Source organism: Mesotoga infera, assembly GCA_011045915.1.
Classification (GTDB): Bacteria; Thermotogota; Thermotogae; order Petrotogales; family Kosmotogaceae; genus Mesotoga; species Mesotoga infera_D.
Genome location: DSBT01000079.1, coordinates 1 through 14,154, shown reverse-complemented (window position 1 = coordinate 14,154; position 14,154 = coordinate 1). Strand labels below are relative to the sequence as shown.

Genomic DNA, 14,154 nt, shown 5'->3' with positions numbered 1-14,154 from the left:
CGAAGTAAGTCAAAGAGATTTGCGACTCATGATAGAAACGACCAAATCGTTTACTTCATGATCAACCTGTATTTCTCGCCGGCTGCCCTCTCAATAGAAACCTTCGAAAAGAATTCCTGTGCAGTGATGTAGGCATGAGAAAGGACAATTCCAAGATCTAGCCAGTGACTGCCTCCAATCATGTTGGCTTTGGTCCAGATGTAAAGATCGCCATTCTGAACGTTGAATCTCCATGGTTGCCTGTTCATCGAAGAAGGGGCAAGTCTGCATGATTCCAATATTTGAAGCAGCCTCTCGTCTTCAGGCAACGGTCCTTCGACAAGAGATTCCAACTCCTTCCTTCTTCCCATTCCGGTAAGGATATCGTTTAGAGTTACCTTCCCTGAATCTTCCTTGCCAAGGATAATCCCGGCCGGAGAGCCCTCCTCTCTAATCCCGGCATTCCAGCAACTACCTAATCCCATCTTGGTCACTTCCAGAACAATGATTTCTCCCTGGAATCCGTACTCTACAAGGCAGTTCGGCTTTGCGGGACACGGTGCAAATATTACGCCCGATCCTTTGTTCAGGTCTTTTATAGTCCATTTCAGGTGCAAAGAATGAAGGGTTGGAAGCTCCCTGAAGAAGTTCATCAGCCTTTCCTTCTCGTCAGCAGACAGGTTGTAATCGAGGAACTTCCTCGTTGAATGCCTCATTCTTATTGTCTCAATAATCATGTGCACCTCCGCAAAGACTACTCACCCGAAACCTTCAACCCCTCTATTGAGATCGAACGCGGTCCATAATAATCTCCGTCCAGTTCTGTCTCTTTCGACAGATAGATTGACTCGAGCTCTCTTAGATTACCGGTCACTGAACCTCCCGACAGCGCGATTCTCTTCGAACCATCGAAATACCAGCCTAACCTGATCTCTCCTCCGAAATCGCCCGTTGTTTCATCAACGTCAACTGCCGAAAAATTAGTAACCTCCAGATGATCGACTTTTCGCATCTCGTCAATGCTGAGACTGCCAGGACCAACCGAGAAGTTCAGAACAGCACCTGTTGGTTCGATTCCCAGGTAGTGGGAGTATTTGATGTCGCCCCAGTAATCCTTCAAGATTCCTTTTTCGATAACCGTCCTCTTCCCAATGAGAAAACCATCATTGTCAACAGGAAGGCTGAAGTATGAACCTTCAAGTTCCGGCACAACTTCAAGCGTTATCTTATCTCCCGATTCTCCTGACTGAACAGAGTCTCCAGGTTCAACTTCGGATATCCTGTCATACTTAAGACGTGCATTTGCCTGTTTCAAATAGTATCTCATTACCTCTCTCACCGGCTCTCCGGTAAGTACTACCGGTATCCTGTCTAAAGCTGGCGTAGGAACGGCATTCGCTCTTTCACCGACCAATAGAAGCAGCCTGGAAATCCTTTCACTTATACGTTCAACATCGGGAAGTGCAAGGAGCAACTGATCGTACAGCTCAACTTCTTCTCTGCCAGAAGAGCTTACAATGCTTTCGATGTATGTTCTATATTTTGAAAAAGCCGCGTCGAGACCTTCAGAATTGAGAATTCGGTACCCGTTTCTAGTCACAAAAATCTCAACAGAGTTCAACCATGAATTGGACGGTCTTTCGTTGTCAAAGATTGCTCCAATCGCATCTCCCGAAAGATCATGAAGGTAATGTTCGTCTGTTCTGAATCTCCGTGAGAATTTCGGCGCCATTGGATACCAGGGATTCTTTACGAACCCTGCAGCAAAAAAGGCCTCCTGTATTGAATGGACGATTTCCTCAACCGCTGTTCCCGGGCTTATGGTAACCGTCGAGCTTCCCCTGTATTTCTTTTCGCCCTCTTCAAAATCACGGTAGACAGTTACTTCGTACTTCTTCACCTTTTTCGCCCTTCCAAGATCGACCTTGTTCCCTACAAAGAAATACTCTTCACTCTCAATATTCTCTTCCCTTATTCTCCATGCATCTACTGAATTTGCTTCAAGGTTCTTTACAATCGTCTCTATCATCATCCCAACCTCGCTTTTGCCTTAATATATGGTCCACCCGCAGAGACTTTAGCGAACTCCTTGTGACCTTTGCCGCAGGCTCCCGTTCCAGAGAGCTTGAAATCTCCAGATACCATGGAAATCGACTTCAGCAATGAAGGTACGTATCCAGTCATCATTACTGGAGATACGATGCGACCTGTAAACTGCCCTTTCTTAATCTCACGTCCGTAGGCTATGACACACTGAATCCCCCAGTTTTTGGGATCCTCCATTCCACTGTAATAGTCTTCAAGCAGAAACCCATAATCTATTGATTCGATCATATCTTTCAGATCATCTTTTCCCGGAGAAAAATATGTGTTCGTCATGCGTGCATATGCTTTTCTTTCATACGATTCTCTCTTACCGTTGCCGGTCGGCTCAGTTCCAAGAACAGATGCGGAAATCAAATCTGAAATTCCCCTCTTGAGAATCCCATTTTCTATTATCACTGTGTCCTTTGCCAGGCAGCCTTCATCGTCAAATGCGTAAGATGAAACTTCTCTTACACCGGCCGCACCGTCATGCATCGTAACTAGCTCAGACGCTACCCGCTTTCCCAGATACTCGACGGCCTTTGCCCTCCCCTTCACAAACATGTCCATTTCGACTCCGTGTCCGAAAGCTTCATGAGCAATCAGTCCTGCAACATCTGGCGAGCAAATTACATCGTACTCACCTGGATCTATTCTCTCGGCCGAGAGCAGAAGTCGAGCATTCTCGACGACTTTTCCAACAAATGCTTCCATCTCGTCCAGAATCTCCAGACCCTTCAATCCCGAAAAACCTTTCATACTATACTTGGTCTTCTTGTTCCTTCTGGCAACGACGTACAAATATCCTTGAGACCAGATGTAGGATTGTGAGAGCTCCCTCCTGGAAGAAATGAAGAGCTTACTCACTTGCACGTTTTCCATGAGGGCCATTACGTTTACCACTTCATCGGAGAATTCGTGAGCCCGATCCTTAAAAGAAGACAGTCTATCGATTGTCTCTCCTGCCGAGAGAGAACCCGGAAGAATTCCAACTTCGTCATTGAAACAGAGTTTTGATTCCTCTTCTTCGAACATCGGTACTGCTGAAGCATCCAGACTATTCTCATTCATACTTTTCCTGAATGCAGAGAGCTTTCTCCCGACATACTTTACAATCTCTTCAACTGATTGATTCTCCATTTCATTAAACGAGAATTCAAAGTAACCTCTTCCATCATGAACCCTAAGCACGAATCCTCTTTCGGACCATCTCGAATCATTCACGCTAATTCCAGTTGTCATCACCTGGTACTGTTTACCTCTGACATCCGTGCCGAGAACTGAAACGTAAGGAAAGTCACGTCCCAGAGAACATACAAGTTTCTTCATCATGTCCCGTTTATCGTTGAGATATCTTGAATCTTCTACCTTCATCTAGAACCTCCTAACGCAACGCGTATTTTGTTTATCACTAAGCAAGAACTTTGTCCGAAGAGTCGACTCCAAGAGTTCTAAGCGGTGTTCTCATGACAAATTATACTATAATTCATCAAGGTATGAAATAAATGAATTATGTAGTGAATATAATTAATCAATTTCCCCTCCATAATGAAATATTTTTTCACAATTCTTATTTCTTCACTTCACATTAACAATGGGGTGTTATTCTACACCCTAGAATAACCGTTATTAGGAGGCAAAAAATGGTTAAGGTTGAGAGAATCACAAAAACTTTCGATAGTCGAAGAAAAAAAGTGGTCGCAGTCGATTCACTGAGCTTTTCCGCTGAGTCGAAAAGCATTTATGGCCTTCTCGGCCCAAATGGTGCAGGAAAGACGACAACTCTCAGGATTATCTCAACTCTTCTCAAGCCGGACAGAGGAAAGACAAGCGTAATGGGATTCGACTCTGTAGTACAGCCCACGGAAGTTCGGAAGAGAATAGGTTTCCTTACAAGCGATATGAAACTATCGGGAAACCTTACGCCAAAGGAACTGCTCAGATTCTACGGCGAACTCAGTCATATGAGTGACACAGATATCTCTAAACAGACAAAGGAACTATCAGAATATCTGGATATGAATGACTTCCTTGACAAGAGAATCGGGAAGCTCTCTACAGGAATGAAGCAAAAGGCTGCGATCGCAGTCAGTCTTATTCATGATCCCGAAGTCATAATCTTTGATGAACCCACAAACGGTCTGGACATCCTTACGGCAAGAACTGTTACCGACTTTCTCAAAGATTATCGCGACCAGGGAAAGACGATAATTATCTCCACTCACATCATGTCTGTTGCCGAAAAGCTTTGCAATAGAGTTGGAATTATCTTCAAAGGCAGGCTTGTTGCAGACGACACTCTTGAAGGGCTTTATGAGAAGTTTGGGGAAGACAATCTTGAAGACGTGTTCTTTAAGATTGCTGATAGAGAAGGGGTGATCGAGATTGTTTAGGGATGCTCTAATTATCTTTCGAAAGGAACTCAAGAATATATTCAAGGATGCAAGGACTATCTTCGCAGTTCTAATTCTGCCGATGTTGATCATGCCAGTGATCTTCCTCGTAATGAACACAGTGTCTACATCCCAAACCAGAACTTACGAGAACACAGTCTACAAGCTGAAGATAGTCAATTTGCCCGATGGGAGGTTCTTGAGTTTTCTAGATCAGATGATGCCGTTTGAAATTGACGATAACCTGAGCGAAGAATCGGTCAGAAACCAGGAGAACTCAATCATGGTCGAGTTTCCCGCAGATGCCGCGGAAAGAGTCCGTAGTGGAGAGAAGATAGATGCCCGTCTCTTCTACAATTCGACTTCAAAAGGTTCTTCGTATGGAGCTCAAATAGTTCAGAATGCCCTGTCATCATATTCATCTCTGCTTCTTTCGGAAAAGCTTCTCGAACATGGATTGACACTCGAAGATCTCAATCTCGTGAGCGTAGAGAAAAGAGATGTTGCACCGGAAGAATCACAGGGAACAGAGCTGCTGGCCACATTGATCCCGTATTTCCTGCTCATTTACATCTTCGCCGGATCCATGAACATAGGCCTCGATACAACTGCGGGCGAAAAAGAGAGAGGAAGCATGCCTGTGCTGCTTGTTAATCAGGTGTCGAGATCATCAATTGCAGCAGGGAAGATTCTGTATGTAATGACTATTGCGATCTTGAACAGCATATTCACTTTCATCGGCCTGATAATCGCTTTTAAAGTTGGAGGCCCTGCATTCGGGGGAGGCGAGCTCAATTTCTCATCTCTGTCGGCCGCAACTCTCTTCGGTTTATTCATTACACTGGTGACAATGTCCGGGCTCGCAGCCGCCTTAATTGTTCTCCTTGGCTCCTTAGCAAGGAATATGAAAGAGGGAAGCGGGTACGTAATGCCCATATATATTATGGCAATAGTACTGGGAGTTGCAACTATGCAGATGGAATCTCCAGATAATCCCCTCCTTTACCTGATTCCTTTCATGAACTCAATCTTCGTCATGAAAGATATCATTACCGCCAGTTTTGTCGTTTCGAGATTCTCTCTCATGCTTGTGAGCAACCTCGTTTATGTATCATTGTTCATCTACTTTCTTACCAGAGTCTTCAATAGCGAGAAGATCATGGACAGTTCGGGAGCTTAACTGATTACCTGAAAATCTTCAGATATTACGGACAAAGGAGGGCACATGCCCTCCTTTTCATTTCACCAATCAAGGTCTATGGTTTATCATTGAGTTAGGGATTAAGAGTTAGAATCATTTGTCGGGAGAAGTCTAGGTTGAGGAGAATAGTATCAGTCGGGGTTTTTGCCTTTCTGGTTTTCACAATGCTCTTTGGATCCGAGGTACTTGCTGACAGGTATCTTCAGTTTTTCTTGCGAGGAAACTATCATCTAGCTTATGAGATGCAAAGTCTGAGGGCGAAAACTCTCTATACAGTCGAAAGCATGAGTCAGGAATTTCAACAGCTCGGAGAGGAATACGGCGAATATCTCTTCATTTTCTCAACCGAGACTAGCGAGATAAGAGGATTCACAGTATTCATCTTTCATGCTCAGTTTGAGAGAGGGTTTATCGACTTCAACGTAGTGGTTGATGATCAAGGCAGAATTGACACATTTCTAGTTCAGCCGACACTGCAAACTGGAGCAATTGCCGAGTACATCGACACTAGCAAATTCGATGAATTTGAAATCACGATTGGAGAGGATAGGAACCGGCTTCCCGCAGTAATTACCGTCCCCAAGGAGATTGACAAGTATCCGCTTGTAATTCTCATACATGATTCAGGAGCTATGGACAGAGATTCTACAATTGGACCAAACAAACCGTTCAGGCAGATAGCCTGGGGGCTGGCGACTCAAGGTGTGGCCGTCCTAAGGTATGATAAGAGATCCTTTGTTTTCGGAGAGCGGCTATCTCAAACCTCTCCCAGCATCGAGACAGAAGTGATTGAAGATGTCATCAATGCGATAACCGCCGCATCGAGAATACCCTCAGTTTCATCCATATTTCTTGCGGGACATGGACTTGGAGGAAGAGTTGCCCCAGCAATCGCCGCCAGAGACTCCAGGGTAGATGGAATTATCCTACTGGCTACGCCTGCCAGGAAAGAGCTGCAAGTAATAATCGACAAACAGAAATACATTGGATCGCTTTATGAAGAAGAAAGCGGACAGCGGACCAAACTCCTCACCGACTACCTGCAGACAGCTCTTGACGGGAAGCTGCCTCCAGGCGCCCCCGTCCTGGCAGCAACAGCCGGATATTATTATGAGCTTGACAGAATGAATCCTATTGAAATTGTAAGAGAACTGGAGATCCCCGTGCTTATTGTTCAGGGCGATGCCGATTTCGAATCGACGGTCCAAGACTACATAATGTTCATGAACGCACTGTGGACTCGATTGAATGTTTATTTTCAGCTGCTGCCCGGTCTTGACCACTATTTTATGCCCGTGAAGGGTGAGATGTCAACACCCGACTATTATTACGAGTTCCGGCATGTTGATATCCAGCTCATTGACGCCATGTTTCCCTGGATCTACGTTTTTGATTGATCGACAACAAAATCCTCCTGCCCTCACACCAATGAATCACCTTATTAATGAAAGACTATTCATCGTAGAGAAAGCACGAGACGAAGTGTCCCTCGCTTACTTCCTTCAGTGAAGGACTTTCTTTCCAGCACCTGTCGAAGGCCTTAGGACATCTCTTTACGAATCTGCAAGTTTCAGGCGGATCAACGGGAGAGGGAATGTCTCCTTTCACGATCTCCCTCTTTCCGGTCTTTCTCATGTGAGGATTCGGAACGGGAATCGATGAAAGCAATCCGCGCGTGTAAGGATGAAGAGGATTATCAAACAGCTGGTCGGTTTCAGAGGTTTCAACAATCTTTCCAAGATACATAACCGATATCCTGTCACAAATATGCTTCACAACCGCCAGATCGTGCGCAATGAAAAGATATGTGAGACCGAAGTCGTGTTTCAAATCCTCAAGGAGGTTTATTACCTGAGCCTGGACGGATACATCAAGAGCCGACACCGGCTCATCACATATGACCAGACCCGGATTCAAGATCATAGACCTCGCTATCCCAATTCTCTGTCTCTGTCCACCTGAGAATTCATGAGGGTATCGGTACATATATTCTGGCCTTAGGCCGACCTTCTCAAGAACCTCCGCTATCATTGACTTTCTCTCTTCTCTGCTCTTGCCCAACGAATGCACTCTCAGGCCTTCGGCAATTATGTCGTGAACAGTGATTCGAGGGTTGAGGGAAGCGTAAGGATCCTGGAACACCATCTGTATCTCTCTCCTGAAAGGCCTCATTTTCGATTCCGAGAGAGAAAATATGTCGACCTCACCTTCATGAGAACCTTCTCCTCTGTAGAGGAACTCCCCATCTGTTGGCTGGTAGATCTTGATGAGAGTCCTTCCTATAGTCGTCTTGCCGCAACCCGATTCTCCAACCAGCCCCAGAGTCTCGCCCCTGTAAATATGCAGATCAACCCCATCCACCGCCTTCAGATTGGACTTAGACCTGAACCCGCTCTTTATGGGGAACCATTTCTTCAGATTTTTGATCTCAACCATTGGGGAAATCTCCATCATACATCATCCCCTTCAAATAGCCAACAACGAACTGAATGATGGGCTTCGGATTCAATCATCGGAGGTTTCTCAAGGCATTTCTTGAATGCCATCGGGCAACGCGGCCTGAATCTGCAGCCATCGGGAAAACTCGAAGGATGGGGGACATAACCATCTATTACGCTCAACTTCTTCTGATCTTTCTTGGAAATCTCAATCTTTGGTATTGAGTTAATCAGGCCCTTTGTATAAGGATGCATGGGTCTGTCGAAGATGTCAAATATGTCCCCGCTCTCAACAATCTGTCCTGCGTACATCACGAGGACTCTATCACACATTTCGGCGATTACTCCCAGATCGTGCGTTATGATTATCGTGGCTGTGCTAAACCTATCCTTCAGCTCGTTCATTAGTTCAAGAACCTGAGCCTGAATAGTTACGTCAAGCGCTGTAGTCGGTTCGTCAGCAATGAGCAGCTCCGGACTGCAAGCGAGCGCCATAGCAATCATTACTCTCTGCCTCATTCCTCCCGACAATTGATGAGGAAACTCCTTTACTCTCTTCTGGGGTTCTGGAATCCCGACAAGCCGGAGCATTTCCACGCTTCTCGTCATTGCCTCCTCCTCATTTAGACCTTCGTGCAGTCTATATACTTCGGAAATCTGCCATCCGATCGTGTAGAGGGGATTCAAAGATGTCATGGGTTCCTGAAACACCATTGATATCGACTTGCCCCTAATCTTCTGAAGTTCTTCCTTGCCGAGCGTTGAAATGTCCTTCCCTCTGAAAGCAATTCTTGTATCTTCACCGAGAAAGGCGTTCTTTGGTAGCAATCTCATTATTGAGAAAGCAGTGATTGTCTTGCCACAGCCAGATTCCCCCACGATTCCTAGAGTCTCTCCCTTTGATAGACCAAACGAAACCCCGTCCAGAGGCGTTATTCTTCCAAGCTGAGTTTTAAAGGAAATCTTCAAGTTGTCAACTTCGAGTATTCTTTCCATGCTTTTCAACTCTCACTCACAAATTTAGGATCCAGAGCATCTCTAAGTCCATCTCCAAGAAAGTTCACGTTCAGTACTGTTATGAAAATGAAGAATCCTGGGAAGACGGTAAGCCACCACGGATTTACCCCAGTAGTTGTGCCAAGTATGTAATTCATAGCTCTCTGAAGCATATTGCCCCAAGACGGCATGGGAGGCTGAATGCCAAGTCCGAGATAACTCAAAGATGACTCTGCAAGTATTGCATACGACATGTTAAGCGTCGCAGAGACAATCACTATCGGTATAACGTTAGGAAGAACGTGTCGGAGGATTATTCTCCCGTTTTTCACTCCCATAGCTCTTGCAGACATTACGTACTCTGTCTCTCTTATTGAAAGCACTAGTCCCCTGACCAATCTGGAAACACCCATCCAGCCGAAAACTGTCAGAACCAAAATGATATTCATGATTCCCGAACCAAAGACAAGGGTAAGAGTTATCAAGATAGGGAACATCGGTATAGAAAGCATTACATCGACAAATCTCATTAACAGCCTGTCAACAAGGCCTCCATAGAAGCCAGAAAGCAGTCCGACAACTGTTCCGATTAGGGTGGTTATCACCGCAGAGGCTAACCCGACAAATAGAGAAATTCTTCCACCGTACATTACTCTAACCAGCACATCATGACCCAGTTCGTCTGTCCCAAAAGGATGACCCTCTGTAAACGGCGGCGAGAAGAGATAAGAGAAATCCATATCTTCATATCCAACATCGACGAAAAGCGGACCAAATACGGTGAATAGAATCACACCAACGAGCACAAATGCGCCGAACATGGCAAGTTTGTGACTCTTGAACTTCGCCCACACCAACTGCCTGTAGCTATTTATATGAACCGGCCGCGATTTGCCTTCGATTTCATCGAGTTTCCTTCTGTAGAGGAATTTTGGCATGACTAAGCTCCCTTCCTGCCCATCCTGATTCTGGGATCAACCATCACATACAGGAAGTCAGCAACGAGATTTGAAATAAGGGTTATGATGGCCAGAAACATCAAACAACTGATCGCCAGATTGTAATCGCTCGATATCACTGCATTGTACATAAGTCTACCCATTCCCGGCCAGGAAAAGACCGTCTCGATGATCAACGCTCCACCGAAAAAGTAAGGGATATCGAGCGCGATTATTGTAATAATAGGTATCATCGCGTTCTTCAGAGCGTGTTTGATTATAACCTTTCTATCGGGAACCCCTTTTGCATACGCAGTTCTAACGTAATCCTGATCAAGAACTTCCAGAAGTGATGTTCTTATGTATCGCACCCACGAAGCAACCTGAACTAATCCCAGCACAAAAGCCGGGAGGACGAGGTGTCTCAGTCTATCAATAAAGATATTCCATGAGCCAGTGATGCCATAAGTTGCCATCCCAGATACGGGAAACCAACCAAGACTAACACTGAAAATTATGATCGCAATTAATGCAAACCAGAATCCGGGCAAAGAGATACCTATGAAGGCAAACACAGTTGTTGTGTAGTCGAAAGCCGAATACTTCTTGACTGCCGAGAGTATTCCTATCGGAAGAGCGACCACAAGCCCTATAAGCCAGGCCGTAATGGTTAGAATAAGGGTATTTGGCAGGCGAGAAGTTATGAGATCAATTGCTGGCGTTTTGTACATACTGGAATATCCCAAATCTCCGGTCATGACACTCTTCAGCCATGTGAAGTATTTGACAGGAAGCGGATCGTCAAGATGATAATACTCTCTAAGCTCCCTCATCCTTTCAGGATCGTTAGTCATTACCCTTGGATTCTGCATTCTCATCTGCAAGAGAGGATCGCCGGGCATAGAGTTCATAATTACGAAGATGATTATCGAGATTGCGAAAAATATTGGAATGAGCTCCAGAAAGCGTTTCAGGAAATAGACTTTCACGACCTCTAGCTGCCCCTTCTTTGAATATAATCTGCGACATTAAGCCCTGCTATCAGCTGAACGCTGACCAGGCTCTTTATAGGAATAGTCGTATAATCGAGATTATTCTCGAGATACTCAATCTTTCTCTCGAATGCTTCGCCCACCATTGTCACGATTGCCGACAGCTTTTCCGATCCGTCATCATTTTCCCTGACCAATCTTCTTAGCATCCCTAGCATCAGTGATTGATAGAACTGGCTGACTATCTTATTATCAAAGACCTCTGCCATGCTTGCCTTTCTCTCAAGAGACGGATCATTTTCAATCCAATTACTCTGCGCTTGCAGTTGATCGGGATAGGTTTCAAGAACATTCTTGAAGACTCTGTAGAACGGTGAATTTCTGTCTGTAACGCAAGGTTCGACTGCTTTCATCACTTCGCTGACAAACTCAAAATTCTCGACGGACCTCTGATAGTTGAATCTCTGCGCTTCCTTCCTAGTTATCTCCGCTTCAGACATGTCTTCGACCCTTGCATCATAATAGTACGGAATCTCACAAACCAAGGAAAAAGTATCGGCCACAGATGAAGCAAAATCATCAGAACTAGTTCCGGCTTTGATGACGTCTGCCGGGTCTTTGCCTGGACCAAGATTCTTCTTCAGATAATCATACTCTTGAGCCATTCCGAAAAGCTTGAAAATAGCAGGTTCGATCTGCTCCAAGAAAGGTGCTTCCGGCTCTCCAAGAGAAAGTGGCAAACCAAACAAACCCGGAAGTTCGCTAAAAGTCTCATGGAGTTCTGGAACTGCGTCGCTCACATAATAATAGACCCCTCCAAAACCGGAATTGTGAAGAGAGTACATGAACTCAGGCTTCTTCTCTTCAATAAGCTTCATAAGCACTTTCGTTTCTGGCAGCGGAGAATGAAAATGAAGCGTCTCATAATCGACGGGGAAAGTCCATTCAACCTGTTCATGACCGGGCGGCCTGTAGAAGTTACCTGCATACTTTCTTATAGAGGAAGAGTCTTTGAACCATCCTTCGTTAAGCTTCGTCCCATCCACATCAATAACTTTTATCAAATGCCAGGTGTAGTCGAACTGATTGCGAAAAACATCATCACTGGCAAGTTTCTCGCTAAGGAAATCCAGCATCATAGCACCTATCGGTTCGTTCGGGTGGGGACAGCCGAACAGAAGAGCATTGTTCTTGCCACTTCCGATTTCCAGAACGTAAATCGGATTTCCGTTGCGTGATTTTCCCGCCTCATATACCTTGACTTTTCCTGGATACCTCTTTGCAAGCTCTAAAGACCTTTGGTCCATCTCTTCCACCGTAAAGAATTCCTTGTAGTCAGGAACACAATCTATAAGCTCGGTATATTTCATGTCGAAACCTCCGAAAGATAGTTTGAAAGAATATGGGGGAGAAGCCTCTGACTTCTCCCCCACAAGAGCTTATTACCTGTCAATATACCAGTTTTGAATTATCCAACCAAGACCGTTATCGTAGCCTGAATTGAAGCTCTTAATATATGATTTTGCAAAATGAGGAGTCGGCGCGACAACTAGAGGAAGAACCGGGAGCTCGTCCGTCCAGAGCGCAAAGTGTCTCTCATAGAGAGCGACTTTCTTTTCCGGGTCAAGCTCTCTGGATGCCGCAACGATCAGCTCATCGTTTTCAGCGTTTGCCCAACCGGTGTAGTTCATACCACCCCAGTAGTTCTCGTCGGAAGGAATCTGATCGGTCGTCCAGTAGTTCGCGGCCTCATCGCTGACACCATAGCCCCAACCGGAGAGAAGAGCATCGTAAGAGCCATAAGGGAATGCTTCCGTCCAGATTACCAGTGCAGGCTTCATATCTATCTCCACTTCCATGCCTATCTGCTTAAGCATACCCTGAATCATCTGGGCCATCATCTGATAATCACCGCTACCAGAGGCAAGAGAAAGACTGAACTTCAAAGTCTCTCCATCCTTTTCGTAAATGCCTTTGCTGTTCAGTTTCCAGCCGGCTTCCTCAAGCAAAGCCTTTGCCTTTGAGGGATTGTATTCGTAATGCTTCACATCCGGACCTTCAAGTGCTTCTCTCATCTGATGCAGATCTGTTATCCAGGTGTCCACCACTTCGGCCAGTCCGGCGTAAACTACATTGCTTATCTGCTCTCTGTTGATGCCATAGAGAACAGCCTGCCTTACTCTCTTATCTCCAAAGATCGGATGGGGTTTTGTTGTATCCTCAGGATCTCTCAGGTTAAGGTTCAGATTGTCGTAAGCAATGTTCGGTGTATAGAAGACGTTGAACATGTCGGCTCTCTGATTCTCAAGCTGGACCGACTGCTTCAGCGTAAGAGTATATCTTCCGAAATCTATCTCTCCGTTGAGTGTAGAAGCGAAGATTACGTCCATATCAGGAATGATTCGCATAACTATCTCATCAATGTTGGGTCTGCCCATATAGAACTCATCAAAAGCTTCCAGAATTACGTATTGGCCCTCGACATACTCTTTGAACTTGTAAGGACCGGTCATGATCGGATTCTTGTTAGCTTCTTCAACGAAAGCATCCCAGTTTCCACAATCCTTTGCCTCTTCGTAACTATCCCTGAAAACATGCTCCGGAAGCTGGAACCACCCGAAGTAATAAGCGTAAACAGAAGAACCCAGCTCTGCGTTGCTCAAAGGTTCGGGAAGAGTTATAGAGTAAGTGTAATCGTCGATAACATCTACTTCCGAAACTGAACTCTCGAAGTAGTTCGTTGTAACCGGGGCGCCGCTGTTCATAACTTCCCACTGGAACTTCGCATCATGGGCAGTCACAGGCTCTCCATCGTGCCACTTCATTCCCTTTCTTAACTCGTAAGTTATAGTAAGTGACCCGTCTTCGTTTATTACCATCAGTCCGTTTTCTAGACTTGGCATTCTCTTGACCATTCTCGGGAAGTAGAAGCCGTCCTTATCAGTGCCGGTAATGCCATCGCCCATGATATTACAAATAGTCCAGGTCAAACCGGCAGAAGTGAACAAAGTGTTGAAACCCGGAGCATCGGCAGTGACGGCCGTCGTTGCTAGACCGCCGGTCACAGGAGGATTCAAAGCCATGTAGATGGAAATCGCAGCTTCCTTTCTTGTAATTGGGGAATCCGCCTCT

General features: G+C 45.4%; 12 protein-coding genes. 3 read left to right on the top strand and 9 right to left on the bottom strand.

Translation table 11 applies throughout. The annotated features are described in order from the left end of the window. Positions 1-50: 50 nt before the first annotated feature. The 3 genes from ENN47_02655 to ENN47_02645 are packed head-to-tail and all read right to left on the bottom strand — an operon-like array spanning position 51 to position 3,438. On the bottom strand, positions 51-716 hold the full coding sequence (locus ENN47_02655) for a nitroreductase (protein ID HDP77087.1): 666 nt from the start codon (positions 714-716) through the stop codon (positions 51-53). Positions 717-733: 17 nt separating this feature from the next. Further along, positions 734-2,008: a Zn-dependent protease gene (locus ENN47_02650; GenBank protein HDP77086.1), complete on the bottom strand. Its 1,275-nt coding sequence runs from the start codon at positions 2,006-2,008 to the stop codon at positions 734-736. Beyond that, positions 2,008-3,438 carry a TldD/PmbA family protein gene (locus tag ENN47_02645; GenBank protein HDP77085.1) on the bottom strand — a complete coding sequence of 477 codons (1,431 nt, stop codon included), beginning with the start codon at positions 3,436-3,438 and terminating at the stop codon, positions 2,008-2,010. Before ENN47_02645 ends, ENN47_02650 begins: the two co-directional genes overlap by 1 nt. Positions 3,439-3,707: 269 nt before the next feature. On the opposite strand from ENN47_02645, the gene ENN47_02640 reads away from it, so the two are divergent. The 3 genes from ENN47_02640 to ENN47_02630 all read left to right on the top strand — a co-directional run bounded on the left by ENN47_02640 (position 3,708) and on the right by ENN47_02630 (position 7,055). Next, positions 3,708-4,457, top strand: coding sequence for an ATP-binding cassette domain-containing protein (locus ENN47_02640; GenBank protein HDP77084.1), 750 nt, complete (start codon positions 3,708-3,710; stop codon positions 4,455-4,457). Further along, complete coding sequence (locus tag ENN47_02635; protein ID HDP77083.1) at positions 4,450-5,637, top strand: ABC transporter permease; 1,188 nt, start codon at positions 4,450-4,452, stop codon at positions 5,635-5,637. The genes ENN47_02640 and ENN47_02635 overlap by 8 nt, the downstream gene beginning before the upstream one ends. A gap of 137 nt (positions 5,638-5,774) precedes the next feature. Then, positions 5,775-7,055: a DUF3887 domain-containing protein gene (locus ENN47_02630; protein ID HDP77082.1), complete on the top strand. Its 1,281-nt coding sequence runs from the start codon at positions 5,775-5,777 to the stop codon at positions 7,053-7,055. Positions 7,056-7,110: 55 nt separating this feature from the next. Here ENN47_02630 and ENN47_02625 read toward each other — a convergent pair whose 3' ends face one another. The 6 genes from ENN47_02625 to ENN47_02600 form a co-directional block, all read right to left on the bottom strand. Beyond that, positions 7,111-8,109, bottom strand: coding sequence for an ATP-binding cassette domain-containing protein (locus tag ENN47_02625; GenBank protein HDP77081.1), 999 nt, complete (start codon positions 8,107-8,109; stop codon positions 7,111-7,113). Then, positions 8,109-9,092, bottom strand: coding sequence for an ABC transporter ATP-binding protein (locus ENN47_02620; GenBank protein HDP77080.1), 984 nt, complete (start codon positions 9,090-9,092; stop codon positions 8,109-8,111). The genes ENN47_02625 and ENN47_02620 overlap by 1 nt, the downstream gene beginning before the upstream one ends. A gap of 5 nt (positions 9,093-9,097) precedes the next feature. Further along, positions 9,098-10,030: an ABC transporter permease gene (locus tag ENN47_02615; GenBank protein HDP77079.1), complete on the bottom strand. Its 933-nt coding sequence runs from the start codon at positions 10,028-10,030 to the stop codon at positions 9,098-9,100. A gap of 2 nt (positions 10,031-10,032) precedes the next feature. Then, a complete protein-coding gene (locus ENN47_02610) occupies positions 10,033-11,019 on the bottom strand; it encodes an ABC transporter permease (GenBank protein HDP77078.1) in 987 nt (328 codons plus the stop codon). 5 nt (positions 11,020-11,024) lie between these two features. Continuing rightward, positions 11,025-12,392 (bottom strand): peptidase M14, encoded by a 1,368-nt coding sequence (locus ENN47_02605; protein HDP77077.1) that lies wholly within the window; start codon positions 12,390-12,392, stop codon positions 11,025-11,027. Positions 12,393-12,464: 72 nt separating this feature from the next. Continuing rightward, positions 12,465-14,154: peptide ABC transporter substrate-binding protein (locus tag ENN47_02600; protein ID HDP77076.1), on the bottom strand; the 1,690-nt coding region annotated here is incomplete at its 5' end.

Excerpts from the sequence above, each read along its gene's own strand:
- ENN47_02625 (HDP77081.1), bottom strand. The coding sequence starts at position 8,109 with ATGGAGATTTCCCCAATGGTTGAGATCAAAAATCTGAAGAAATGGTTC.
- ENN47_02615 (HDP77079.1), bottom strand. The coding sequence starts at position 10,030 with ATGCCAAAATTCCTCTACAGAAGGAAACTCGATGAAATCGAAGGCAAA.
- ENN47_02640 (HDP77084.1), top strand. The coding sequence starts at position 3,708 with ATGGTTAAGGTTGAGAGAATCACAAAAACTTTCGATAGTCGAAGAAAA.
- ENN47_02650 (HDP77086.1), bottom strand. The coding sequence starts at position 2,008 with ATGATAGAGACGATTGTAAAGAACCTTGAAGCAAATTCAGTAGATGCA.
- ENN47_02655 (HDP77087.1), bottom strand. The coding sequence starts at position 716 with ATGATTATTGAGACAATAAGAATGAGGCATTCAACGAGGAAGTTCCTC.
- ENN47_02605 (HDP77077.1), bottom strand. The coding sequence starts at position 12,392 with ATGAAATATACCGAGCTTATAGATTGTGTTCCTGACTACAAGGAATTC.
- ENN47_02645 (HDP77085.1), bottom strand. The coding sequence starts at position 3,438 with ATGAAGGTAGAAGATTCAAGATATCTCAACGATAAACGGGACATGATG.
- ENN47_02620 (HDP77080.1), bottom strand. The coding sequence starts at position 9,092 with ATGGAAAGAATACTCGAAGTTGACAACTTGAAGATTTCCTTTAAAACT.